Here is a 26641-nt window from a genome sequence, read left to right on the forward strand (position 1 = left end):
TTCAGATTAGACAATACTTCTTATCCAGAACTCAGGTTAGTTAAAACAATTATTTATTGAGAATTTGTCACTGATCTAAGTCAATTATTTCCTTAGAATAACGAAATTATTGATGCCAATTGTTTTTTTGTGTTTTTTGCATAAATGAAAACCGGGGTAATTTATACTCTTGTTATACCCCATGTTTAAAAAGGAAAATCATGAGAAAATCATTAATGTTTTTTATACTTTTTTTAACCAGTTTTACTTCTCTCGCTGAGCCAGAATTTGATACACAGCCTAAAGATTCAATTCTTTTAACAGTATTTTTAAAACATGATCAAACTAAAGTTTTAGATGAGATCCAAGAAAATTTAATGGAGCAGGGTTTTTTTGATGCATTTCCACCTAAAGGCGTTTCTGTTGTTAGTTGGTATGTCATGATGGGAATTGGACAAGTGGTTACGTTAGAAGTGCCTGCACATAAACTTAACCAAGTGAATCTGGCGATAGAAAGAACGGCTTGGAAAGCATTTAACACTGAGTTTTATCCTACCTATAATTTATATCCTGTTTACCTAGATAAGTTAAAAAATAAAGCTAAGGTGTCATATAAGTAAGCATAGAAGCTGAACTATCTAGGTTACCATTACTGTCTTACCTTGGCCGCCTGATTAAATAACATGAATACTGGATAAGCCGAACCTCTCGATAACGCTCTTTTTGTGCCTAGCTGCGTTGGATTGCTTAGCCGAGTCGGAGTGTCTAGCAATAACACGTTATTACGTACGACAATCCGCCTTGCTATACGCGAATAATTCTGTCATCGAGTAAGCTTTAAATCGAATATAACTATGGGGCTCTATAAGTGTATAAATTTAATTTTAAACGCCACACATTATCCCGAGTTCAGGTTAACTAAAATCCTGTTGCTTCACTACAGAAAGTTTTATACAACAAACTCTACATTTGCATTATCACTATCTTATATAAACACAAAAGGCAGCCTTAGCTGCCTTTTTTAATTTTAAATCGTATTTATTTTATGAATTTTTTAAATGGTGCATCTACAGGCGTATCAGCAAGGTGGTTAGTGTAGTTACTCATTACTTTTTGAGATAGGCCTACAATAATTTCAAGTAGTTGTTGCTTGCCGTAACCTGCTGCAAAGAATTTTTCAATTTGTTCATCACTAATCACACCACGTTGACGTGTCATTGCCAATGTAGTTTCACGAAGCACTTCTAATTTAGGGTTTGCAAGAGGGGTTTTGTTTACCAATGCATCAACAATAGCTTGGTCAACCTTCATTGAAGCTGCAATTGCGCTATGTGCTGGTACACAGTAGTGACAGTTATGTTCAACGTTAATTGATTGCCATACTACTGTTAGTTCTTCTGCATCAAATGATGTTTTTTGAAATAAATCATGCAGTACTTGGTAACCTTTTAGTAATGTTGGTGCTTCAGCCATTACTGCGTGTAGGTTAGGTAGCATACCAAATGCAGCTACTGAATCAGCGATTAAAGGTTTTGCTTCTTCAGGTGCGTTTTCTGCTGTGTATAAAGTAAATTCAGTCATGTTTAACTCCGATAAATAATTAGGTCTAAGTAACGTTGAAACACATATTATTTGATTTTGAGCGACTGTTCAAGTTAAAATTGAGCGAATGTTCAAATTGATTGAGAATGATATGGCTAATAAGGTTAAATTTGAACGCGAGAATGTCATTCGCGTTGCTTGCCAGTTATTTTGGCAAAAGGGTTTTCATGCAACATCAACCCGTGACTTACAAGAAGCTATTAATATGCGTCCCGGCAGTATTTACTCTGCATTCGGTTCCAAAGAAGGGCTATATAGCGAATCACTGAAAGATTACACAGTACAAATAAAAAACCAAATAGAGGGGTTTTTATCAAGCGCCGATACCGTACTTGGGGGATTACGTGCGTTTGTAGAAAACGTAATCATTAAAACAAAAGATTGCAGTCCAAGTGCTATTTGTATGTTGGTTAAAGCAAATAGTGAATTTGCAGAAAAGGATTCAACCTTATGCGAGTTGAGTTTAGATTTAGCAGCCCAATTTGAAACCTATTTAACACAGTTGTTTGAGCAAGCAATAAACAATGGGGAGTTAAATAGTAATGTTACCGGGCTGGAATATGCGCGCTTTTTTCAGGTGCAATTTACCGGTTTACGGGGGTACTTTAATCGTCCTGATGTAGAACAATTAGCGCAGCCCATGATTAATCAGATGTTTATCCAAATAAAAACTTTATAAATCTAGCCTTTTCAATCAGCTATAAAATAAAAATGGCCAGTATTCACTGGCCATTTTTATGCTTTAAATAGATTCGTTAAGTTTACAAATCACGGCCTATTACCAATAGAAGAAGAAATAATTAGTCTGAGACCTAAGCAAAACTTGAAATACAGACTTTATAAAAGTCTGTATCTTGTTATGTCATTAATGATGTTTAAGGCGCATAACCCAGTGTGGTATTCGCTAAAGATGGTGAATGAATATACCTAGCTTCAGTCATTTTACTTATCCATTTGTTTTTTATTGTAATATTTGATTGGAGACGGCTATTGCCCCAACCTTGACCAGCCCAAAGTGGTTGGGAATCCCAATCAGTATTAATATATGACAGGGCTTTTATTACATCGCCATTTTGTTCTATATGCTTGAATAGACGAGAAAAATAACTATTCCATAGAGCTTCACTTTCTATCTCGGTTAATTGATCTAGCATGGCGCCTCTTGGGGCGGTTTCGGCAATAAATACAGGTTTATTTTTAGCTCGTGAAAAAGTAAGGGTAGTCGCTGAACTAGTCACCTTGCCACCAAAGTAAGAGTATCCCACCCAGTGAACATATTCATCGCCTGGCCAGTAATCTTGCCAAGATTGGTTTGTTGAATCCATTGTTATAGATGTCATGACTGTATTAAAATTAGTGAGTTCTAGTTCTGTAAACTTGTCTACTATTCTTCTGAAAGCTTGTTTAAAAGCTTTGGCGTCATAAGTGTTATGTTGGCCATCAAATTCATAGCCTATACGCACTAAAAAAAAGTGGTCGTTATGCGTCCTGATAAAGTTGGCGATTTCGTCAATGCAGGCATCTTTGTGGCCAGCGGCCACATCAAATTCCGAGTTATTAGATGCCATATCAAGGGATAGGTGAATGATAGCTTGGTCAAATTGATGTGATAATACATATTCACTCATGTTAATTGGCCCTGCCCCCCAAGAGGTTTCACTGTTTACTCCGGGTAAACCTGAAGCACAGTCATAAGACAGCCCCAAATAAGTAGTAATTCCAGCAGGTGTTCCTAATTCAGCAATATCAACATATCCATCATTGTGTCTGCCATTTCCTCCAACAGTTTGGTTATCTTGACCGACAAAAACGAGTACCTTATTTTCGTCTGGTTGATATAAAGGAGGCATGTTTTCTAGTGCAACAGGCTCTGGTATTGGTTTTTTAATTTCGACTTCGACTTGAGTAGAGGAGTCAGTAGTAGATTTTACGCCATCACTACAAGATGAAAAAATTGAAATTAATAGCAAATTCAAAGGTAATTTTATTGTATGGACAGAGAAATTAGTCATGATTAAGAGAGTCTTCTATTAGATTATTAACCGTACAAATTACCAACTTATAACTAATTAACCCGGTGAATATTGGTTATGATTGCAAATCTCATTGGGTTAACGAAAGGTTATTAAGTTGCTTTTTCTGTTACTTTATCCTGTTGAAGTCAAAATTATTGGCTATTACTAAATAAAGAATACTTGGTATTAAATATTATAATAATTATTATTTTATTGGTGCTTGATTCACTGATGCATTCATGTTTTGTTTAATATTAAATGGAATTGGCATTACACCTATCTATTTGGAACTAGTAAATTGCAGTGGGTTAAGTGATTATTTAGCTGCTGATTTATTCAGCTAATAGTTATATTTCAGAGATTGGTCTGTGTTTGAGTAATAAAAAATGCCCAGCAATGGCTGGGCATTTTTATTTGTGTGTGATGGACTTAGATAGTTAGTCGCCTAAGGTGTAAACTTTCCTACCTCTTCACCGGCAGCTTGTTTGTCTGCATGGTAGCTAGAGCGCACCATAGGGCCGCAAGCCGCATGAGAAAAGCCTAACTCTTTGGCTACCACTTCAAGCTCATTAAACTCATCAGGGTGTACATAACGTTTTAGTGGGTAGTGATGCTTACTCGGCTGTAAATATTGGCCTAGTGTTAACATTTCTACGTCATGAGCGCGTAAGTCTTTTAGTACTTCAGTAATCTCTTCTTTGTTTTCACCCATGCCCATCATTAAGCCAGATTTAGTGGGGATGTCGGGATGTTGTTGTTTGAATTTTTTCAATAAATCTAATGACCACTGGTAATTAGCTCCAGGACGACATTCGCGATATAAGCTAGGTATGGTCTCTAAATTATGATTGAATACATCGGGTGGACTTTGTTTCAGTATTTCTAACGCTCTGTCCATACGCCCTCTAAAATCTGGTACTAATACTTCTATTTTAGTGGCTGGACTATGTTCACGAATAGCACTGATGCAATCGACAAAATGTTGTGCGCCGCCATCACGTAAATCATCACGATCTACTGAGGTGATCACTACATATTTAAGCTTCATTTCAGCAATGGTTTTACCTAGTTTTTCAGGCTCTTCGGCGCTTGGAGGAAGAGGCTTACCATGGGCAACATCACAGAATGGACAACGTCTGGTGCAAATGTCACCTAAAATCATAAAGGTGGCAGTACCATGATTAAAACATTCGGCTAGATTAGGGCAACTGGCTTCTTCACAAACTGAGTGTAAATTGTTCTTACGCAATGTTTGTTTAATATGGTCAATACGATCCGTGGTACGAGGTAAGCGAATTTTTATCCACTCAGGCTTACGTAACATTTCAGCCTTTTCGGTGGGGATAATAGTAATAGGGATATGTTTTACTTTTTCATCATCCCTAAGTTTAACGCCAGCTTGAGTACGTTGATTAGTCATTAAAGCCTTCTCTAAATTCTGTTTGGGTGACACCTATTAAGGCGCACAAATACTCGATTAATTTACCACTGGCTTCAGCTAGTGTGTTTGGACCACCTAAGGTTGCACAATCTACCATTTCTAATCCGGCATAACCGCATGGGTTAATACGTTGAAATGGCTCTAAGTCCATGTTCACATTTAATGCTAAACCATGAAATGAACAACCTTTACGTATCCGTAAACCGATTGAACAGACTTTTTTGTCGTTCACATACACACCTGGTGCATCGGCTTTAGGATAAGCGTAGATATTGTAGTCCTTGAGGGTTGCTACAATACATTTTTCTAGAGCCGTAACTAAATCACGTACTCCTAACTTGTAACGTTTTAAATTAAGTAATACATATACCATTTGTTGACCAGGGCCGTGAAACGTGACTTGGCCTCCACGGTCAACTTGTACAACAGGAATATTGCCTGGCATTAACACATGTTCTGCTTTGCCGGCTTGCCCTTGAGTAAATACCGCTTCATGTTCAACTAACCATATTTCATCAGCGGTTTGCTGATCACGTTGGTTGGTAAAGTCTTGCATTGCTTGCCAAATAGGTTGATAGGGTTGAGAACCTAATTGGCGAATAATGGTTGCAGAGGAAGTATTTGATTTTTTCAAAGTGTATTACTTATTATCAGCGGTGGAGGGGTTAGAGTACAACTCGAACCAATTCCAACTTAGCCACTTCAGTATAAATTGTTTCCATATGCTCTTTGCTGGTCACTCTGACACTGACTGATAATGAATGATAATTACCTTTAGAACTGGGTTTAACCCTAGGCGAATAGTCACCAGGAGAATGAAGTTGTAAACAGGATACAACCTCATCAACTAAGTTGTCGTGGGCAACCCCCATCACCTTAAATGTTTGGTGACAAGGGAACTCAAGTAATTCGTCAAAATGTGTTTTCATTTCTTTTTACAGTACCTAATTATGCTTAGTTATCAAAACCAAGCTTTAATTTTACAAAATCTGTCATGCGATCAATAAATCCACCTTCTTTTACTTCTTGTAAAGCAACAAGAGGATATTGCGCAATATCTTCGCCTTCAATTTGTAAGAATAATTTCCCTACAACTTCACCTTTAGCGATTGGGGCTTCAAGGTTTTTATCTAGTTTAAAGTTAGCTTCTAACTTTTTACTCATACCTCTTGGAATGTTAATGGGGGTATCTTGCAAAATCCCTAGCTCAACTGTGTCTTTGTCACCCATGAATATGCGATGGGATACAAAACTATCACCAGCTTTGTAAGGGGTGATGGTTTCATAAAAGCGGAAACCATATTTAAGTAATTTTTTATTTTCAGTTTTACGAGCCCGTTCACTATCAGTTCCCATGACCACTGAAATTAAACGCATATCACCTTGGGTCGCAGAAGTGATTAAACTATAACCTGCGTCTGAAGTGTGGCCTGTTTTAATACCATCAACATTCAGGCTTTTATCCCATAACAAACCATTGCGATTATATTGTTTGATATTGTTAAAGGTAAATTCTTTTTCGGCATAAATAGCATATTCAGAGGGCACATCTTTAACTAATGCTGCTGCAAGTAAAGCCATGTCTCTTGGTGTTGTATAGTGATCTGCGTCATGTAACCCGTGGCTATTCACAAAGTGAGTGGAAGTCATACCTAATTTTTGTGCATGCATATTCATCATACTAGCAAATGCTTCTTCACTGCCGGCTATATGTTCAGCCATAGCAACACATGCATCGTTACCCGATTGGATAATAATGCCGCGATTTAAATCAGCTACAGAAACTTGTTTGCCAACTTCTATAAACATTTTTGATGAGTCTGGAAAGTTTTTACTCCAAGCATTTTCAGAAATGGTCACAAGATCTGTTTCTTTAATATTACCATTCGCAATTTCTTGGCCGATGACATAGCTTGTCATCATTTTAGTCAAGCTAGCAGGAGGAATCTGAATATCAGCATTTTGTTCTGCAATCACATTACCTGTTTGGTAATCCAATAACACAAAACCTTTAGCTGAAACGCTAGGAGCAGGGGGAATGACAACAGCTGCCGAAGTCGAAAAAACACAAACACAGAGTGTCATGCCACTTAAAAATGCACTGAAATATTTTTTTGGGTTAACCATTAAACTACCGTTTTGAAAAAATCTTTAAAATTAAGGGTGATGTGTAGCTGTTCGCTACTAAATTCTGTCAGACAATATAGCACTTTGAGCTTTGAATTACTGCCTACCAACCAAAAATAATTAGACTCGGAATAATATTATTTGTATCAAAATCTTATTATAAATTTAGCGATAACCATTACTGAATATATATTGGGTATGCATTTGGATAATTGTGTTTTTTAAGTTTATTGATTAAGTCAGGAATATTGACTGATGTGGGAATAGGCCCTAACTGTAATTTATGTATGTTATTGGCAAAAATTGTTCGGTAGGGAAGTTGGTAATGTGTTTGTAAACTTTTACCTATTTGGTTTAACCGGGTTTTATCTTTTAGTGCAACGACTTGAATGTAAGCCGGCTTGTCAGATAGCATTGGAATGACTTGTTTTTGTCTACCTACCGTAATTTCACCTGTTTCAGATACGTGCACAACATCGAGTTTTACATTGGCAGTACCCGTGACCAGCACATCAAGTTTAAGTGCTGCCGCATAGGATAGGTCGACTATCCGACCCCTATGAAATGGCCCTCTATCATTGACTCTTACCACCACTTGTTTTCCGTTGTCTAGATTAGTTATTCTAGCAAAAGAGGGTAAAGGCAAAGTTTTGTGAGCGGCAGACATTTTATACATGTCATAGATTTCACCGTTTGAAGTTAAATGACCATGAAATTTTTCTCCATACCAACTTGCCAGCCCACTGTCAGTAAAACCGAGCCCGGTTGTTAAAGGTTGATAATTTACTCCTCTGATAGTGTAAGGCCTTAAATTAGCTGGAGCATAAGGTTCGTATTGCGGAACGGCATCTTCTACTGTGACATTGTGTGGCACAACTTGCGGGGCAGAGTCTTGGTGTTGATGGTAACGGCCCTTGGGTGCACAGGCCGTCATAATTAAACACAGTAACAATATAAAGTTAGATAATTTAAACTGTTGCATGACTGTTAATTGTTTGTTTTGTCCATTGCCTGTTTCAGTTGTTCACTAAACTGAAATACGGCCATTGCATAAAGGGGGCTATGGTTATATCGAGTAATGACATAAAAGTTGCGTAATCCAAGCCAATATTCTTTGCTATTTTTTTGTTCGAATTCTAATAATTTAACACGGGTGTCATCTGATATTTTTTGCCCAGCAACTCTTACACCTGCTGCTTTAAGTTGAGCCCAATTGTCTCGATATTTCAAAGACTTTCTAACGTAATCTTTGTAGTGATTCCCTTTTACTTCTGCTTTATAGGCAATATCTTGTCCTGCCTTCCAACCATGTTGTTTGAAATAGTTGGCCACACTGCCAATGGCATCCACAGGGTTATTCAGTAAATCACGTACGCCGTCGCCATCAAAGTCCACAGCGTAATGGCGATAACTTGATGAGATAAATTGTCCCCACCCCATAGCGCCAGCATAAGAACCTTTTAATTGACTGATATCAAAATTTTCTTCTTGTGCGAGTAAAAATAATTGCTCTAATTCACTGCTAAAAAATTTCGCTCTGGGCGGGTAATAAAAACCAAGTGTCGTTAACGCATCTAATACCGAGTAGTTGCCTGTGTAGCTACCATAAAAGGTTTCTACACCTATAATAGCTAAAATAATCTGTGGCGGAACGCCCATTTCTTTTTCAGCCTTTGCTAAACTTTCTTTATGTTGCTGCCAAAACTCTAGGCCTTTTGTTAAGCGTTTTTCGGTGAGAAAAATAGGATAATATTGATGCCAAGGTTTTGCTTCCCAAGGTTTGGCAATAGACTCTAAAACTTTACTGTTTTTGTTAGATTTGGCTAAAGTAGTTTCTACAAATTCACGAGAAAATTTATGCTTGCCGACCATAGTTTCAATAAATTGTTTTTGTAATTCAGCGGGGGAATTTGTCGTTGCTGAAAGTGAAAATGACAATGACAAAAACATCACGCTGAAAAGAGATAAAAACTTCATGGACTTCCTTAATAGAAAAAGCGAATTAGGCGGTGATAATGGTTATTGTTTATTCTCGAGACATAATACGTTTTTGCGTGCTGATAGCCATTAAAATACCAAACCCTGCCAACAGTGTCACCATAGATGTGCCGCCGTAACTGACTAAGGGTAATGGCACGCCTACAACAGGTAATATACCTGACACCATCCCCATATTAACAAACACGTATACAAAAAATGTCAGAGTGATACTACCACCTAATATTTTACTAAAAGCATCTTGAGCGCGAATCGAAATCAACATTCCGCGTATCACAATAAAAGCATAAATAGACAGCAGGGCTAAAACTCCCCATAAACCAAACTCTTCACTAAATACTGCAAATATAAAATCTGTGTGTCTTTCTGGTAAAAACTCCAATTGAGATTGTGTACCTTGCAACCAGCCTTTGCCTTGATAACCTCCAGAACCAATAGCAATTTGTGATTGGATAATATGGTATCCCGACCCTAAAGGGTCTGACTCTGGGTTGAGAAAAGTTAATACTCGTTGTTTTTGGTATTCTTTCATTAAGAATATCCACATAATCGGAGTAAATGCAGAGGCTGCTACTGCAACAAATGTAATAAAACGCCAACTCATGCCGGCTAAAAACAACGCAAAAACACCCGAACTTGCAATCAATAAAGATGTGCCTAAATCGGGTTGTTTAGCTATCAATAAGGTCGGTACGATTACCAAACCGAATCCGGCTAATATATGTCTAAGTTTTGGCGGTAAATTATATCTACTTATATACCAAGCCACCATCATAGGTACGGCTAACTTCATGATCTCGGAGGGTTGAAAACGGAAAAATACTAAATCTAACCAACGTTGTGCACCTTTACTTGATACTCCTACAACTAATACAGCGACCAACATAGCCACACCGATAATGTAAAAATAGATAGATAACTTCTGATAGGTAAGTGTTGGAACTTGTGCAATAGCCAACATCACGCCCATAGCAACTGCAAGTCTAATGACTTGTCTTTGAATGAGTTGCATATCTTGCCCGCCGGCTGAGTAGATGGTAACTAGGCCTACAGCCATTAATACAATTAAGCCTAAAAGTAATGGGCCATCACAGTGAATTTTATTTAAAAATGAACGGGAATTAGGATTGAGTTTAGTGCGAAGCATGAGATGTCTCAGTAGGAGAACGTGATGATTCAGTTGTCAATTTTTGCTCTAAAGATTCAATCACTTCATGTTCAGGAAAGGTTTGGTCTTTAAAAAAGTTGTCCATAATTTTTCGTGCTATAGGGGCTGCTTCAGCTCCACCATGCCCGGCATTTTCTAAAACTATTGATATAGTCATTTGAGGTTTGTCGTAGGGGGCATATCCCACATACATAGCATTGTCATGATTTTCTTTTGATAATTTTGATGCATCATACTTTTCATCTTGAGCTATGGTCACTAATTGTGCGGTCCCCGTTTTTCCTGCAGATATATAATGAGCACCAACAAATGCTTTACGAGCAGAGCCTTTTCTGTTGACTGTGCCATACATAGCGTCCAACACTACATCCCAATTATATTCATTTTTTATATCAATGGGGCGACGTTCTTTTATCGGTTGTTGGATGATTTTTTTGTCTACCATTTTGCCTCTGATCACTTGTGGAATGATACGTTTCCCTTTGTTTACTAAAGTAGAAAGGGCTTGGACTTGCTGGACTGGGGTAACCGTCCAATAACTCTGTCCTATGCCTAGGTTTATGGTATCGCCATGATACCAAGCCCGATTATATTGAGCACGAACAGAACCTCGATTGGGCATAAATCCATCGGCTTCTTCATGCAAATCTATACCTGTATAATCACCAAAACCAAATTTATACATGCCTTCGCTGATGCGGTCTATGCCTAATTTATAAGCCATATCATAAAAGAAAATATCACAAGACACTTCAATGGCTCTAGTTACATCAACCCAGCCGTGACCCCATATATTATGGTCTCGCCAGGTTCGAGTGACATTTTTCAAATTAAATTTTCCATTATCGTAGATACGGGATTCAGGAGTAATTACTTTTTCTTCTAATCCGACTAGAGCTAATAGTGGTTTCACCGTGGATGCTGGCGGGTATTGTCCTTGTGTCGCCCTATTAAATAAAGGACGAGAAGATACTAGGAGCTTTTTGTAATTTTTGCTGCTGATACCATGTACAAATAAATTGGGATCATAACTTGGGCTACTATAAAGGGCCAAAATTCCGCCATCATTGGGATCCATTGCGACAACTGTACCGCGCTTTCCGGCAAATTGTTTTTCAGCTTCTAGCTGTAACTCAACATCAATGTTTAGCACTATGTCTTGTCCTGGAGTAGGCGGGCTAAAATTTAGAGTACGGATGATTCTACCTTGGCTGTTTACTTCTACTTCTTGATAACCAACCGAGCCATGTAGCAGTTCTTCATGATATTTCTCTATACCGCGTTTTCCTATGTCATAGGTGGCGGCATAGTTTGCTTCAAAGCCTGCTTCAGTTAATTTTTGTAAATCTTTTTTATCAATTTTTGCCACATACCCTAATACATGAGTCAAAGCTGCTTTATAGGGATAATAACGAGCTAATCGAGCTTCTACTGATACACCTGGAAATTTATGCTGGTTGGCAGAAAATAATGCGACTTCTTGTTGGTTTAATCTATTGAGTAAAGTAACAGGTTTAAAACGGCGGATACGTTTTCGGTCTTTGTGAAAATCTTCTATATCGTCTGCATCTAGGGATAATAACTTTTGCAGCTCTTTTAGAGTTTTTTCAAGATCAGTAATTTCTTCAGGCACGACTTGTAGGCTGAAGACTGGTCGGTTTTCAGCCAATAAAACGCCGTTTCTGTCATAAATCAATCCACGGTTGGGCGCCACAGGTAATACTTTTATTCTATTTCCATTAGAGCGGGTTTGGTAGTCTTCGTACTTAGTGACTTGTAAATAATATAAATTACTTAACACCATAGCGATCATGAAAAACACACTTAATAAACCGATAACAGCACGTCGAGCAAACAAATTTGCTTCGGCAGTATGATCTTTTATCAGTATTCTAGGTGATGGCAAAACTATTCTCTGTGGTAGGGGTGATTATTATTTATTGACCATGCCCGATAAAGGCTTTCTGCCACTATGACACGCACCAAAGGGTGCGGAAGGGTTAGACTAGACAAAGACCATTTTTGTTCAGAATATTTTATACAATCAGGAGCAAGACCTTCTGGCCCGCCAATTAACAGGCTTACGTCACGGCCATCCATTTGCCAAGATTCCATGGTTTTAGCTAATTTAGGTGTATCCCAAGGCGCACCTGTTACCTCTAAGGTGACAATTCTATTACCTTTAGGAATGGCAGCTAGGGTTAATTCACCTTCTTTTTGTAGGATACGTTTGATGTCTGCATTTTTACCGCGTTTACCGGCAGGGATTTCTGTCAAGTATAGTGGCATGTCATTGGGGAAACGCCGACAATATTCATTAAACCCCTGCTCAACCCAAGCAGGCATCTTGATGCCAACGGCAATGATTTGAATTTTCACTATGACAATAAACGAACTGAGTTAACCCCAGAGTTTTTCCAGTTGATAAAAATCTCTAGCTTCATCTTGCATGACATGTACCACTACATCGCCAAGGTCAACTAATACCCAATCACCATCTTCTTTGCCTTCAATGCTAAGTGGGGCTGTATCAGACTTTTTAGCTTCTACGACTAAATTTTCAGCAATTGAAACAACGTGACGTTTTGAATTTCCAGAGCAAATAATAAGAGTGTCGGTGACAGATGATTTTCCTGATACGTCTAACTCAATGATATCTCGACCTTTTAGGTCTTCGATTTTTTCTACTGCGAAGGCTTTTAGTTGTTGGTGGTCCAAGGATTTTCCTTATGGGTAACATTTATGGGGATAATTATAGATTAGTTTAACAGAGATCGTTACTTGGCTGGTAGAGCTTATGCTGATGAATATAAGTTAAAATACTCGAAGGGATCAATTCTTCAACACTTTTACCTGCTTCTAACTGTTTTCTTAGTAAAGTTGACGACATAGTCAGGGGTTGTGTATTAGCTAAAAATATATGCCCAGCAAGATTATTGTGTAAATCCACTGGATTATTAGTTTGCCTTTGTTGCAACAGGTCTTGCAAAGCTTGATCTTGTGGCATGTTTTCGGAACTACAGGTTGTAGTTTCTTGCCTAGTACAGACGACAAAATGACAAAGTGACAAAATTTGTTGCCATTTATGCCATGTGAGTAAAGTTTGTAACGAATCGCTACCAATAAAAAAACATAAGGGGCGAGTTGGAAATTCAGCCCGTAATTCGCTTAATGTCTCCACACTATAGGTTGCTACACCTCTATTAATATCTCGGGCATCGGGATATAAAATTGGGTGTTCATCACATATCAATTCAATCATTTTTAATCTGTGCTCAGATGACACACAAGCGGCACTTTTATGGCTAGGTATATAACAAGGGATCATCGCAATTTTATTGATTTCAGTAATATTTGCGGCTTCTAAAACGGGATAAATATGGCCCTTGTGAATAGGATCAAAGGTTCCGCCAAATATTCCTAATGGAGCATTGAGCATGTATATTCCTTAATCTGAAAGTGCGTAGTCTAGGGGAATGTTATCCAAAGAATAGGGAATAAAAAGCAGGCATAGATGGCATAATTCTACATAGGGTCGAGGAATAACTGATTGTTTGATGGCAGTGTCAAATTCGGTAAGTTTGGTTTGTATTTTTTGCAGGCTCTCAAGAGATAAACGAGCTAAAGCCGATTGATAAAAACCTTGGCGACTTTTCCATATTCTATGCTGATTCCAATTAATGCTCTTACCTTGATGTCGATCAAATAATAACGCTTCTAAGGTTTGCCATTCTCGGGTTAATGCCCATAAAATGATATTAGGTTCGACTCCTTCACTTTCTAAACGATATAACATTTTTACTGCTTTTTGCCCATCGCCAGATAAAAGCACGTCTATTAAATGGAAAACAGTAAACCGCGATTGATCAACAACCGCTTGTTCTACCTGCTCTAAAGTGGGATTTCCGTTTGGGTATAAAAGTACCAGTTTTTGTATTTCTTGTTTGGCTGCGAGTAAGTTCCCTTCACAATAATCTACTAACAATTGTGCTATTTGGGGAGAACTTTGCATTCCTGCATGTTGCATCTGCTGGATTAACCATTGATGTAAAATATTGCCTTCTAATGGATAGCAGGGGATGTAAATGGCATTTTTATCAACCGCTTTAAACCATTTAGTATTTTGTACATCTTTACCTATTTTTCCACCGTGTATAACAATTAATACATCAGCGTTTACTTGTTGGGCGATGGCTGTTAAGACTTTACTGCCTTCAGCACCAGGTTTGCCTGTTGGTAGTTCCAGTTCGATAATTTGCTTATTGGAAAACAAAGACATAGTTTGACTGGCTTCAATTAAACTATCCCAGCTAAATTGATTATCTACGACTAATGATTGACGTTCGTCAAACCCTTGTTTACTAGCTGTTTTTCTAATCAGTTCTAAACATTCGAGTTTTTGTTGAGGCTCATCGCCAAACACTAGATAAAAAGGTTTCAGCGGTGAGTCGTCTTGTAAACTAAAACGATTAGGATAGACCTGCATTAGTAACCTTTAGTTTGTTGCCAAGTATTATATGAACTGGTTATTTGGCGAATAATCCTGTTGGCAGCTTGTTGGCGCATTTCTCCTAAGACTAAATCGAGTTCGCGAGACTTTGCTAACACAGCATCAGGATCATCTTGATATTCTCTTGTCACATCAAATTCAATAGGGATAGCCTCTTCACCGGGAAACTGAATATAATAATTAATCCCGTAGACTAATTCATATTCAGCCACTTGTCCGGTTGAAAATAAAGAAAGTAATCGTCTGTCTAAATTATCTGATTGAAGAAAAACTCCAACGTCAATTTTTTGCTCTAGATTGTTATTTGCTGTATTTGTTATCACCTCAATGTCAAAACCCTTGAGTTGTTTTTTTAAGGTGCGCTGCAGCGGTGCATTTTTGACACTGGATGATATTTGTAAGGTTTTGATCCCAGAAGGCAAACTATAATCACCTCGCAGTTTAAAGCCACAGCTTGTTATCAGCGTACTGATAACAAGCATGGCTAATAGCTTACTTAGAGCATTAAACACCTTAATTGGCCACAATATTTAATAGTTTTCCTGGCACGTAAATGACTTTACGTATGGTTTTACCATCAATGTGTTGCTGAACATTATTTTCACTTAATCCTAATGCTTCTACTTGTTCTTTAGACGCATCGGCAGCAACCGTAATTTTAGCTCTTACTTTGCCATTAACTTGCACTATTATAAGCTTTTCATCTTCAATCAGAGCATCCGCTTCAGCCACTGGCCAAGGGGCCGTTTCAACTTCGCTTTCATGACCTAAGTCTTTCCACATTACATGACATATATGTGGTGCTATAGGTGCAAGTAATAATACGATTGTGTTGATACCTTCACGTAAAACCGCTAAGTCTTGGACAGATTCTTGAGGGGCTTTTTGTAAATTATTCAACAATTCCATTGTAGCGGCTATTGCCGTGTTAAACGTTTGTCGACGACCAATATCGTCACTGACTTTTTCGATAGTTTTGTGGATCAAACGACGTAATGTTTTTTGTGGGCCAGACAAACTTAATTTATCTATCGCAACTGCCTCACCGGCTTCTATATGCTCTTGCACCAAAGTCCATAAACGTTTTACAAACCTATGGGCGCCTTCAACACCTGAATCAATCCATTCAAGTGTTTGTTCTGGTGGCGCGGCAAACATAGTGAAAACACGTATAGTATCTGCACCGTATATATCGATAACTTTTTGAGGATCAATACCGTTGTTTTTGGATTTAGACATCTTAGTCATGCCAGCATGTATTACTTCTTTGCCATCGGCTGCTAATACGGATTTTAGGATGCGTCCTTTATCGTCTTTTTCACTCTCTACATCGGCTGGTGAATACCAAGTTTGTTTGCCCATTTCGTCTTCACGATAAAATGAATCAGCTAACACCATACCTTGGCACAATAAACGTTTATAAGGCTCATCTGATTGAACTAAACCTTCATCACGTAATAATTTATGGAAAAAACGAGAATACAATAAATGTAAAATAGCATGTTCTATTCCCCCAACATATTGGTCAACGGGCAACCAATAGTTGGCTTGTTCTGGATCTAACATGGCTTGGTCATTTTGTGCACTACAATAACGAGCGTAGTACCAAGATGACTCCATAAAGGTGTCAAAAGTATCGGTTTCTCTCAGCGCAGGTTGACCATTAAATTCAGTTTTTGCCCATTCAGGGTCGGCTTTAATAGGTGAAATAACCCCATTCATTTCTACATCTTCAGGTAGTTCTACAGGAAGCTGATCGCTAGGTACTGGAACAGATTCTCCATTTTCTAAATTTAGCATGGGGATAGGGGTGCCCCAATAACGTTGGCGTGAAACACCCCAATCGCGTAGTCGATAGTTGACCTTCTTTTTACCTTTATTTAAAGACGCAAGCTTGCCAGCAATAGCATCAAATGCTGCTGTAAATGATAAACCATCGTATTCGCCAGAATTAACCAATAAGCCTTTTTCGGTAAAAGCAGCTTGGCTTAAATCGACTTCTACAGATTGATCTTCAGCCTTAATAACTTGTTTTATCTCTAAACCATATTTAGTGGCAAATTCCCAGTCACGTTGATCGTGTCCTGGTACCGACATAACGGCACCTGAGCCGTATCCCATAAGTACAAAATTAGCGACCCAAACTGGTACTTTGTCACCGGTTAAAGGATGAATAGCATAATAGCCAGTGGCACAACCTTTCTTTTCCATTGTGGCAAGTTCAGCTTCAGCTACTTTAGTGTTTTTACATTCTTCAACAAAGTCTGCTAATTCATTATTCGTTTTAGCTGCTTCTAAAGCGATAGGGTGTTGTGCTGCAACCGCAACATAAGTCACACCTAACAATGTATCAGGACGGGTTGTGTAAACGTCAAAGTCATTTTGTCCGGCAACGGTTTGCTCTAAATCAAAGGTGATTTCCACGCCTTCAGAACGACCTATCCAGTTTTTCTGCATGGCACGAACTTGTTCTGGCCATTCTTCAAGTTGTTCTAAGTCACTGACCAGCTCTTCTGCATAATCGGTGATTTTAATAAACCACTGAGGAATTTCTTTTTGTTCTACTAGTGCACCAGAACGCCAGCCACGTCCGTCAATGACTTGTTCGTTGGCTAAGACTGTGTGATCCACTGGATCCCAGTTTACAGTGGCGTTTTTCTTATAAACCAAGCCTTTTTCGTACAAACGAGTGAAAAACCATTGTTCCCAGCGGTAGTAGTCTTTTTTACAAGTGGCTATTTCACGATCCCAGTCGTAACCAAAACCCAAAGATTTTAGCTGGGTTTTCATGTAGTCAATATTGGAGTATGTCCAATTGGCTGGAGCTGTGTTGTTGTTGATGGCTGCATTTTCAGCAGGTAGCCCAAAAGCATCCCAACCCATAGGCTGTAACACGTTTTTACCTAACATACGTTGATAGCGGCTTATCACGTCACCGATTGTATAATTACGTACGTGACCCATATGCAGTCGCCCACTTGGGTAGGGAAACATAGACAAACAATAAAATTTTTCTTTATCTTCTTGTTCTGTTGCCTTAAAGGTTTGTTGTGTTTCCCAATAGGCTTGAACCTCTTTTTCGATTTCTTGAGGTTGGTACAGTTTTTCGGCCATTAAAAAATATTTCCGTGACTAGAGCAATTTAGATCGTTCGACCTATAGACAATGCGATAAGAATTAGCTGGTTAGAATACCTTAGGCCATGACTTTCAAACAATAGGCAAAGTGGTATTTGTGAACTATATTCAAAAGTTTTTGTTTATTAGCAATGTTTTATCAATATATTGCTGGAAAATTAAGCGATCGGTCAGCAGGAATAACGATCTGTTTGACAGTATCCTGTTTACGGGTTTCACTATTTGTAGAACCTTTCTAAATGCAGTGATTCATTTTCTATGCAAAGTAACTATATATTACATCTTCAGCAATTATCAGCTAAACCAAGTAGGAGGTTGATTAATCAAGCGTTGAAAGACGATTCTGCACTAGATTCGACTTTTATCGGCCAAGATCGTGCTCGCGATGCGTTGTCTTTTGGATTAGGTATTAAATCAAAAGGTTATAACCTTTATGTTATGGGTGAACAAGCCACGGGGCGTTTTACTTTAGTCCGTGAATTTATTGATAAATATGTCAATAAAACTGTTACCCCTGATGATTGGTGTTATATCAATAACTTTGATGATGAGCGGGAGCCTTACTCTCTTAAGTTATTGGCAGGTGAAAGTAAAAAATTATGTAAAGACTTAGGCCATTTAATTGATGAATTGTTAGATACCTTTCCTGCAGCCTTTGATAACCCAGGCTATCAACGGAAAAAAGCGGCAATAACCCGAGAGTTTGAACAAAAATATGATCAAGCAATCGAAAGTGTTGAAGCCCAAGCTCAGCGTAGTAATGTGGCATTATATGAAGATGCCGGCACTATTTCTTTTTCACCTATAGTGGATGGTAAAACCATCAATGACACTGAGTTTGCCTTATTTCCGGAAGAACAGCGGCAAACTTATTACGTATTAATTGATGAATTAGAAGATGTATTAAGTGAAGCGCTTATTGAATTACCCAAATGGAAACGGGCGACAGCTGAAAAGTTACGGCAATTAAAAAAGGATACTGCTGAGCAGGGAATACGCCCATTACTGAAAGATTTAGAACATGAATATTCTGCTGATTTAGCGATTCTAAAATTTTTACGACAGCTAAAACCTCATCTTGTAGAAACCGTGGTAGAGGTGTTAGCGGATGAGAAAAAAGACAATAAAGAAGATGAATACGACAAACGTTCTATTTTAGAAGAACAATATTTACCGAATATTTTAGTTTCTCACGATGTAAACAGTGGCTCTCCAGTTGTTTATGAAGCCAATCCTACTCATCAAAATTTATTTGGCCGAGTGGAATACACCAATATTCAAGGTTCGGTTTTTACTAATTACAGAATGATCCGCCCTGGCGCTATTCATAAAGCAAATGGTGGATATCTATTGCTTGATATGGATAAAGTGATTGAACAGCCTTATGTATGGGAAACGTTAAAGTTAGTCCTAAAATTCGGTTATCTTAAAATGGATTTACCGCAACATGATGTGGGCATGGTTAATTCAATCACATTAAATCCCCAGCAAATTCCCATCGATGTAAAAGTGGTGTTGTTAGGATCTCGAGATTTGTATTATACATTACAAGATTATGATGATGAGTTTTATGAGTTGTTCCGAGTATTAGTGGATTTTGATCACGAAATACCCCTCGACAAAAAGACCTTGTTTGATTTTGTCGGCAGAGTCAGAAGTCAAGTGAAAAACTTTGGCTTGGATGGTATATCCGCAAAAGCTATGTACCGTTTAGTGGAATACAGTTTGCGTCTAGCTGAGCATCAACAGCGTCTATCAGCAAGATTTTCTGATGTACTGGAATTATTACATGAGGCTGAATATTTTTGTAAAGAACAAAATGTTTTAGAGTTAGATGTGGGTCATATTGAGAGTGCATTGCAAGCAAAAACCCATAGAACTGGTCGTGTCAGCGAAGCTGTATTAGACGATATAAAACAAGGACAAATCTTAATTGCCACAGATGGCGTCGATATAGGTAAAGTAAATGGTTTAACTGTATTGGAAGTAGGGGATTGTATGTTTGGTACCCCAGCGCGTATAACATCTACCGTTTATGCCGGTTCCAACGGCGTAATTGATATCGAAAGAGAAGTAGAATTGGGGCAATCAATTCACTCTAAAGGTGTCATGTTATTAACCGGATATTTAGGATATAAGTACGCCCAATTATTTCCTTTAACCTTATCTGCAAATATTGCTATTGAACAATCTTATGGACATATCGATGGAGATAGTGCGTCGTTAGCCGAACTTATCGCACTTATTTCTGCACTGACAAAAATACCTGCCAGACAAGATTTAGCCATTACCGGTTCAATAAACCAATATGGGCAAGTGCAGTCTGTAGGTGGCGTAAACGAAAAAATAGAAGGTTTTTTTAAACTCTGTGAACATAGAGGCTTAACCGGTACCCAAGGGGTAATTATCCCTAAGTCAAATCAAGTCAACCTGATGTTAGACAAGGATGTTATCGCGGCAGTTAAAGCGGGGAAATTTAATATTTGTGTGGTGGAAACAGTCGATCAAGCCTTAGAGATATTAATGGGCAAAGATGTAGGTCTGATGAATAGTAAAGGCCGATATCCTAAAAACTCAATTAATTATATGGCGGTTTCTAGTTTATTGAATATTGCTAATATTGTGAATGGCGCAGATGATGAGTAGTTTATATTACTTGTGAAAATAGCCACGTTGTTGAAATAGATGTTTTGTTAAAATATAAGTGATTTTTTTCTTCAACAGGCTTTATTTATTCTGCTAATATCCGCCACAATTTTTTATTATTAGGCAATAGTTATGCAAATTACAAAAGGCACTGTAGTGCAGTTTCACTATAAAATTCAAGACTTAGAAGGTAACGAGTTAGAAAGTAACTTTGGTGAAGAGGCAGTCGCTTATCTTCATGGTTTCAATAATATGATGCCTGGCATCGAAAAATCTTTGGAATCTATGAGTAAAGGTGATGAAGTGGAAGTAGAACTTGAAGCCGCAGAAACCTATGGTGAAATCCAAGCTGATAGTGAACAAAGAGTATCTGTTAAACATTTAACCGGCTTATCAGGTGCAAAAACATGGAAAGCGGGTATGACTGCAGTAGTCAACACGGAACAAGGCCAAAGAGAAGTCACTATCATCAAAGTGGGTAAATTTATGGCTACTATTGATATCAATCATCCTTTAGCGGGTAAAACGCTGAAATTTGATTTGAAAGTTGCAGATGTGAGAGCAGCAACTGATGAAGAAGTTGAGCATGGGCATGCTCATGGTGCGGGTGGACATCACCACTAATATGACTAGATAAATTAGCAGTATCTTTATTATTAAAAATAACGATACTGCTGAATTTATATTACGAAAATCAATTAATGTTTCGGTAATTCAATTTTTTTCTGGTCACTTTGTTTATAAATCACCAAAATATGACCAATACTTTGAATTTTTATTGCTTTTGTTTCTCTAATAATGGCATCCATTATTAGTGACTTTTCTTCTTTATCATCAGTAGGAACTTTCACTTTAATTAATTCATGATGATTAATGGCTAAGTCGATTTCCGCTAAAACGCCTTCAGTTAGGCCGTTTCCGCCTAATTGGACTATAGGTTTTAAAGAGTGAGCTAAACCCTTTAAATGTTGCTTTTGTTTGTTTGATAAGGTCATTGTGTAATTATTCTTACAATTTATTTGATTAAATACGGTTGAAAACAGGTATTCTAACGCCATCTCACAGTTATTCCTAATTTCAATGTTGTTCAATGAGTAAGAATAAACAATCAGTTAGTAGCCAGAGATGGTTAAAAGAACATTTTGATGACAAGTTTGTGCAATTAGCGCAAAAGAAAGGTTATCGTTCACGTGCGGTTTTTAAACTTGAAGAAATTCAAAATAAAGATCAATTAATTAAACCTGCCATGACTGTAGTTGATTTGGGGGCGGCGCCTGGCGGTTGGTCTCAATATTCAGCAGGTGTTGTGGGTGATGATGGAACTGTGATCGCTTGTGATATTTTACCTATGGATCCCTTAGCAGGGGTGGCCTTTTTGCAAGGTGACTTTCGCGAGGAGTCTGTACTTAACGAGCTGTTAAATAAAATTAATGGTAAGAATGTCGATATTGTAATGTCAGATATGGCCCCTAACTTTAGTGGTAATGATGCTGTTGATCAGGCTAAATCTATGTATTTAGTAGAATTAGCCTTAGATATGTGTCATCAAGTATTAAAGAAAAATGGCAGTTTTGTGGTGAAGGTATTTATGGGCGAAGGTTTTGATTCGTTTTTTAAAGATGTACAAAAAGCGTTCAGAGTGGTTAAAACACGTAAACCTGAATCATCACGAGCCCGATCTAGAGAAGTTTATCTGGTAGCGACGGGATATAAATTATAGTAGTCTGGCTTCTTCGAACAAAGAAGCGCAAGACGCCAATCAAAGAGTCATTTGACTCGTAGTAATAATAGAGGTTTAACAACTTGAGCGACATGGCAAAAAATTTAATCTTATGGCTGGTCATCGCTGTCGTATTGATGTCGGTTTTCCAAAACTTTTCTGGCTCTGAACCAAATAGAGTCGCCACAGACTACACTCGTTTTTTGAAAGATGTTGATAATGGCGTAGTTAGCCAAGCAACAATTGATAGAGACACTGGTGAAATTGTCGGCACTAAACGCAACGGTGAACAGTTCACAACTGTTGTACCTTATCTTGATATGAAGTTAATGGATCAACTTATCGAAAATAATGTGGCTGTGTTTGGTAAACAACCAGAAGAGTCTTCATTATTAACGTCTATCTTTATTTCCTGGTTCCCAATGTTATTACTGATTGGGGTCTGGATCTTTTTCATGCGTCAAATGCAAGGTGGTGGCGGTAAAGGTGCTATGTCATTCGGCAAAAGTAAAGCGCGTTTATTAGGTGAAGATCAAATTAAAACGACCTTTGCTGATGTAGCAGGGTGTGACGAAGCAAAAGAAGATGTTTCAGAATTAGTCGACTTTTTACGTGACCCAAGTAAGTTTCAGAAATTAGGCGGCAAAATTCCTAAAGGTGTGTTGATGGTTGGTCCTCCGGGAACAGGTAAAACATTACTTGCTAAGGCGATTGCCGGTGAAGCAAAAGTACCTTTCTTTAGTATTTCAGGTTCAGATTTTGTTGAAATGTTTGTTGGTGTTGGTGCCTCTCGTGTACGTGATATGTTTGACCAAGCTAAAAAATCAGCTCCTTGTATTATTTTTATTGATGAAATTGATGCAGTAGGCCGTAAACGTGGTGCAGGTCATGGTGGTGGCCATGATGAGCGTGAACAAACCTTAAACCAAATGTTGGTTGAAATGGATGGTTTTGAAGGACACGAAGGCATTATTGTTATTGCTGCGACTAACCGTCCAGATGTACTTGACCCTGCATTATTACGTCCTGGACGTTTCGATCGCCAAGTCATGGTAGGTTTACCAGATATCCGTGGTCGTGAACAAATTTTAAAAGTGCATATGCGTAAAGTGCCATTAGGGGACAATGTTGAAGCACATGTTATTGCTCGTGGTACACCTGGTTTCTCTGGTGCAGATCTAGCAAACTTAGTTAACGAAGCTGCATTGTTTGCTGCCCGCACAGATAAACGTGTGGTGAGTATGGATGAATTCGATAAAGCGAAAGATAAAATCATGATGGGCTCTGAACGCAAGACTATGGTCATGTCGGAAGAAGAAAAAACCAATACTGCTTATCATGAAGCTGGACATGCAATTGTTGGCCGTTTAGTACCTAAACATGATCCAGTTTATAAAGTGTCTATTATTCCTCGTGGTCGAGCATTAGGTGTGACTATGTATTTACCTGAACAAGATAAATACAGTTCATCTCGAGAAGAATTAGAATCTCGTATTGCCACTTTATTTGGTGGGCGTATAGCAGAAGAAATTACTTTGGGTGCAGCCGGTGTAACCACTGGTGCGTCGAATGACATTGAACGTGCTACCGATATTGCTCGCAAAATGGTAACCCAATGGGGGCTTTCTGAGAAAATGGGTCCCATCAATTATAAAGATGACGAAAACGAAATGTTTATGGGAGCGGCTCCATCACATATGTCAGCCGAAACTTCTCGTGATATTGATGCTGAAGTCAGGTTATTAATTGACAGAAATTACACACTAGCTGAAAAATTATTGAAAGAAAATATGGATGTTTTAGAGGCGATGAAAGACGCCTTGATGAAATATGAAACCATAGATGCTAAACAAATTGATGATTTGATGGCACGTAAAGAAGTTCGTCTTCCAGCTGAATGGGTCAGAGATGGTAAGACTGATGATTCTGATAAACCATCTGGTGGCGCAAAAGCTGCTGATGACGCTGATAAAACTGAAGAAAAGAAAGCCGATAAACCTACTACTCCAGATGTAGGAAAACCTGGCGACGCAACGAGTTAGTTTTAGAACAAATGATAAAAACGCTTTGTTGGCAATCTAACAAAGCGTTTTTTTATTTGAAAGCTTAAAATATTGAGCATGTATGCAATTTAAAAACAAATTCATAGACCTGTCAGTGCCCAAGATAATGGGCATCTTAAATGTCACTCCTGATTCTTTTTCTGATGGAGGACACTTTAAAAATTTTGACCAAGCTATGTATCACACTGAGTCTATGTTAACAGAAGGGGCTGCTTTTATTGATGTAGGCGGGGAGTCTACTCGACCAGGGGCTGTTGATGTTGATCTTCAGCAAGAATTAGATCGAGTATTACCCATAATTGCAGCCATTACTGAACGCTTTGATACTGTTGTTTCAATTGATACCAGTAAAGCACAAGTGATGACCGCCGCTGTAGCGGCTGGTGCGGCTTTAATTAATGATGTGAGAGCGTTACAAGAAAAGGGCGCATTACAAGCTGCGGCAGAGGCTAATGTACCAGTCTGTTTGATGCATATGCAGGGGCAACCCCGTGTTATGCAGGAAAACCCTGAGTATGAAAATGTGACTGATGAAGTTATCAATTTTTTGCAGCAAAGAATGATTGAGTGCGAAAAAGCGGGAATGACTAAAGATCAATTGATTATTGATCCTGGTTTTGGATTTGGTAAAAGTTTGCAGCATAATTATCAATTGCTTGCGAACTTAGATAAATTGTCAAGTTTAGCTGTGCCTATTTTGTCTGGTACTTCAAGAAAGTCAATGATAGGAAATTTACTGGGTCGTAATATTGATGAGCGGCTAGCTGGCAGCATAGTGACTGCTAGCCTTGCCACATTGAGTGGGGCAAAAATATTACGGGTACATGATGTCAAAGAAACAGTGGATGCAGTTAAAATAACAACATTAGTTAAGGATTACAGGAAACTATAATGAGTGATAGAAAATACTTCGGTACAGACGGTATTCGTGGCAAAGTCGGCGAAGACAAAATCAATCCTGAATTTGTAATGAAACTAGGTTGGGCCGCTGGAAAAGTTTTAGCGGGAACTGGCACCAATAAAGTCCTTATTGGTAAAGATACCCGTATATCTGGCTATATGTTGGAATCAGCATTAGAAGCGGGGTTATCTGCTGCGGGTATTAATATTGGCTTATTAGGGCCTATGCCGACTCCAGCTATTGCTTATTTGACTAAAACTTTCCGTTCAGAAGCGGGCATAGTGATCAGTGCTTCTCATAATCCTTATTATGATAACGGTATCAAATTCTTTTCAGCTGATGGTATGAAACTTGACGATGATATTGAAATTGCCATTGAAAGTCAGATGGATCGTCCTATGGAATGTGTGGCTTCAGACAAACTAGGTAAAGCCACACGAATTGCTGATGCGGCCGGTCGTTATATCGAATTTTGTAAAGGTAACTTCCCCTCAGATTTATCCCTCAAAGGTTTAAAAATAGTGGTAGATTGTGCCCATGGAGCCACATATCACATAGCACCAAACGTATTGAGTGAATTAGGTGCACAAGTGATTGAAATTGGTACCGAACCTGATGGTTTGAATATCAATCGTAATGTCGGGGCCACATCGATGAAAGCTATCAAACATAGTGTTCTGAAAAATAATGCTGATCTAGGGTTTGCCTTGGATGGTGATGGTGACCGGATTATGTTGGTGGATCACAAAGGAAATGTGATTGATGGCGATCAGATTGTCTACATCATCGCTAGGGACGCGTTAAAATCTGGTATGTTAAAAGGTGGTGTGGTTGGTACTGTGATGAGCAACCTTGGTTTAGAGGTCGCCTTAGGGACCTTAGGCGTGCCGTTTGCTCGCAGCAAGGTGGGTGACCGCTACGTGATGGAATTACTTAAACAAAAAGATTGGTCGATTGGCGGCGAAGGCTCAGGCCATGTATTGAATTTGGCCGCTGCTTCTACTGGTGATGGCATTGTGGCCGGATTACAAGTTTTGGCGGCCATGCTGCATGCGGAAATGACTTTATACGAATTAAGCCAAGGTATGGTTAAATATCCGCAGACATTAATCAATGTCAGATTTACCAATGGCAAACAACCTCTTGAAGATAAACAGGTGAAACAATCTGTGATTGACGCCGAAACGGCATTAGGTAATAAAGGCCGAGTTTTGTTGCGAAAAAGTGGAACTGAGCCACTTATTCGAGTGATGGTTGAGGCCAATGATGCACAAGATTCAAGTACTTGGGCTGAATATATTGCCGATGCTGTTCGTAAAGTGAACGAATAGACA

At 38.5% G+C, this 26641-nt stretch carries 25 protein-coding genes; 8 read left to right on the plus strand and 17 right to left on the minus strand.

What is annotated here, in order from left to right; translation table 11 throughout:
* The first annotated feature begins 200 nt into the window (after positions 1-200).
* Positions 201-599 (plus strand): hypothetical protein, encoded by a 399-nt coding sequence (locus GQR87_RS08455; protein WP_158968376.1) that lies wholly within the window; start codon positions 201-203, stop codon positions 597-599.
* Between the two features lie 418 nt (positions 600-1017).
* Here the strand turns inward: GQR87_RS08455 and GQR87_RS08460 are convergent, their stop codons facing one another.
* Complete coding sequence (locus tag GQR87_RS08460; protein ID WP_158968378.1) at positions 1018-1560, minus strand: carboxymuconolactone decarboxylase family protein; 543 nt, start codon at positions 1558-1560, stop codon at positions 1018-1020.
* Positions 1561-1672: 112 nt separating this feature from the next.
* On the opposite strand from GQR87_RS08460, the gene GQR87_RS08465 reads away from it, so the two are divergent.
* Positions 1673-2260 (plus strand): TetR/AcrR family transcriptional regulator, encoded by a 588-nt coding sequence (locus GQR87_RS08465; protein ID WP_158968380.1) that lies wholly within the window; start codon positions 1673-1675, stop codon positions 2258-2260.
* Positions 2261-2456: 196 nt separating this feature from the next.
* On the opposite strand, the gene GQR87_RS08470 is transcribed toward GQR87_RS08465, so the two are convergent.
* The 15 genes from GQR87_RS08470 to leuS form a co-directional block, all read right to left on the minus strand.
* Positions 2457-3593 (minus strand): glycosyl hydrolase, encoded by a 1137-nt coding sequence (locus GQR87_RS08470; protein WP_158968382.1) that lies wholly within the window; start codon positions 3591-3593, stop codon positions 2457-2459.
* 448 nt (positions 3594-4041) lie between these two features.
* Positions 4042-5016, minus strand: a complete 975-nt coding sequence (gene lipA / locus GQR87_RS08475; RefSeq protein WP_158968384.1) for a lipoyl synthase — start codon at positions 5014-5016, stop codon at positions 4042-4044.
* Positions 5009-5671 carry a lipoyl(octanoyl) transferase LipB gene (gene lipB / locus GQR87_RS08480; protein ID WP_158968386.1) on the minus strand — a complete coding sequence of 221 codons (663 nt, stop codon included), beginning with the start codon at positions 5669-5671 and terminating at the stop codon, positions 5009-5011. The genes lipA and lipB overlap by 8 nt, the downstream gene beginning before the upstream one ends.
* 31 nt (positions 5672-5702) lie before the next feature.
* On the minus strand, positions 5703-5966 hold the full coding sequence (gene ybeD, locus GQR87_RS08485; protein WP_158968387.1) for a DUF493 family protein YbeD: 264 nt from the start codon (positions 5964-5966) through the stop codon (positions 5703-5705).
* 25 nt (positions 5967-5991) lie between these two features.
* On the minus strand, positions 5992-7122 hold the full coding sequence (locus GQR87_RS08490; protein ID WP_199271742.1) for a serine hydrolase: 1131 nt from the start codon (positions 7120-7122) through the stop codon (positions 5992-5994).
* A gap of 220 nt (positions 7123-7342) precedes the next feature.
* Positions 7343-8146, minus strand: coding sequence for a septal ring lytic transglycosylase RlpA family protein (locus GQR87_RS08495; RefSeq protein WP_158968389.1), 804 nt, complete (start codon positions 8144-8146; stop codon positions 7343-7345).
* A gap of 5 nt (positions 8147-8151) precedes the next feature.
* Positions 8152-9141, minus strand: a complete 990-nt coding sequence (mltB, locus tag GQR87_RS08500; protein WP_199271708.1) for a lytic murein transglycosylase B — start codon at positions 9139-9141, stop codon at positions 8152-8154.
* A 49-nt stretch (positions 9142-9190) separates the two neighbouring features.
* Positions 9191-10309 carry a rod shape-determining protein RodA gene (gene rodA, locus GQR87_RS08505; RefSeq protein WP_158968391.1) on the minus strand — a complete coding sequence of 373 codons (1119 nt, stop codon included), beginning with the start codon at positions 10307-10309 and terminating at the stop codon, positions 9191-9193.
* Positions 10296-12236, minus strand: coding sequence for a penicillin-binding protein 2 (gene mrdA / locus GQR87_RS08510; RefSeq protein ID WP_158968393.1), 1941 nt, complete (start codon positions 12234-12236; stop codon positions 10296-10298). Before mrdA ends, rodA begins: the two co-directional genes overlap by 14 nt.
* Before the next feature lie 2 nt (positions 12237-12238).
* Positions 12239-12709 carry a 23S rRNA (pseudouridine(1915)-N(3))-methyltransferase RlmH gene (gene rlmH / locus GQR87_RS08515; protein ID WP_158968395.1) on the minus strand — a complete coding sequence of 157 codons (471 nt, stop codon included), beginning with the start codon at positions 12707-12709 and terminating at the stop codon, positions 12239-12241.
* A 21-nt stretch (positions 12710-12730) separates the two neighbouring features.
* On the minus strand, positions 12731-13048 hold the full coding sequence (gene rsfS / locus GQR87_RS08520; protein ID WP_158968397.1) for a ribosome silencing factor: 318 nt from the start codon (positions 13046-13048) through the stop codon (positions 12731-12733).
* Between the two features lie 46 nt (positions 13049-13094).
* A complete protein-coding gene (nadD, locus tag GQR87_RS08525; RefSeq protein WP_158968399.1) occupies positions 13095-13769 on the minus strand; it encodes a nicotinate-nucleotide adenylyltransferase in 675 nt (224 codons plus the stop codon).
* A gap of 9 nt (positions 13770-13778) precedes the next feature.
* Positions 13779-14816, minus strand: coding sequence for a DNA polymerase III subunit delta (gene holA / locus GQR87_RS08530; RefSeq protein ID WP_158968401.1), 1038 nt, complete (start codon positions 14814-14816; stop codon positions 13779-13781).
* On the minus strand, positions 14816-15367 hold the full coding sequence (gene lptE, locus GQR87_RS08535; RefSeq protein WP_370459624.1) for an LPS assembly lipoprotein LptE: 552 nt from the start codon (positions 15365-15367) through the stop codon (positions 14816-14818). Before lptE ends, holA begins: the two co-directional genes overlap by 1 nt.
* Complete coding sequence (gene leuS, locus GQR87_RS08540) at positions 15354-17954, minus strand: leucine--tRNA ligase (RefSeq protein ID WP_158968403.1); 2601 nt, start codon at positions 17952-17954, stop codon at positions 15354-15356. Before leuS ends, lptE begins: the two co-directional genes overlap by 14 nt.
* Positions 17955-18235: 281 nt before the next feature.
* On the opposite strand from leuS, the gene GQR87_RS08545 reads away from it, so the two are divergent.
* Both GQR87_RS08545 and GQR87_RS08550 read left to right on the plus strand, forming a co-directional pair.
* Complete coding sequence (locus tag GQR87_RS08545) at positions 18236-20623, plus strand: Lon protease family protein (protein WP_158968405.1); 2388 nt, start codon at positions 18236-18238, stop codon at positions 20621-20623.
* Positions 20624-20755: 132 nt separating this feature from the next.
* Positions 20756-21247, plus strand: a complete 492-nt coding sequence (locus tag GQR87_RS08550; RefSeq protein ID WP_158968407.1) for a peptidylprolyl isomerase — start codon at positions 20756-20758, stop codon at positions 21245-21247.
* 74 nt (positions 21248-21321) lie between these two features.
* Here the strand turns inward: GQR87_RS08550 and yhbY are convergent, their stop codons facing one another.
* Positions 21322-21618 carry a ribosome assembly RNA-binding protein YhbY gene (gene yhbY, locus GQR87_RS08555; protein WP_158968409.1) on the minus strand — a complete coding sequence of 99 codons (297 nt, stop codon included), beginning with the start codon at positions 21616-21618 and terminating at the stop codon, positions 21322-21324.
* 95 nt (positions 21619-21713) lie between these two features.
* On the opposite strand from yhbY, the gene rlmE reads away from it, so the two are divergent.
* From rlmE to glmM, 4 genes are all read left to right on the plus strand, one after another.
* On the plus strand, positions 21714-22343 hold the full coding sequence (rlmE, locus tag GQR87_RS08560; protein ID WP_158968411.1) for a 23S rRNA (uridine(2552)-2'-O)-methyltransferase RlmE: 630 nt from the start codon (positions 21714-21716) through the stop codon (positions 22341-22343).
* 83 nt (positions 22344-22426) lie between these two features.
* On the plus strand, positions 22427-24385 hold the full coding sequence (gene ftsH / locus GQR87_RS08565; RefSeq protein ID WP_158968413.1) for an ATP-dependent zinc metalloprotease FtsH: 1959 nt from the start codon (positions 22427-22429) through the stop codon (positions 24383-24385).
* A gap of 82 nt (positions 24386-24467) precedes the next feature.
* Entirely contained in the window at positions 24468-25298 is an 831-nt protein-coding gene (gene folP / locus GQR87_RS08570) for a dihydropteroate synthase (RefSeq protein ID WP_158968415.1), read from the plus strand.
* Complete coding sequence (glmM, locus tag GQR87_RS08575) at positions 25298-26638, plus strand: phosphoglucosamine mutase (protein WP_158968417.1); 1341 nt, start codon at positions 25298-25300, stop codon at positions 26636-26638. Before folP ends, glmM begins: the two co-directional genes overlap by 1 nt.
* Positions 26639-26641 lie beyond the last annotated feature (3 nt).

This window comes from Paraglaciecola sp. L3A3 (assembly GCF_009796765.1).
GTDB lineage: Bacteria > Pseudomonadota > Gammaproteobacteria > Enterobacterales > Alteromonadaceae > Paraglaciecola.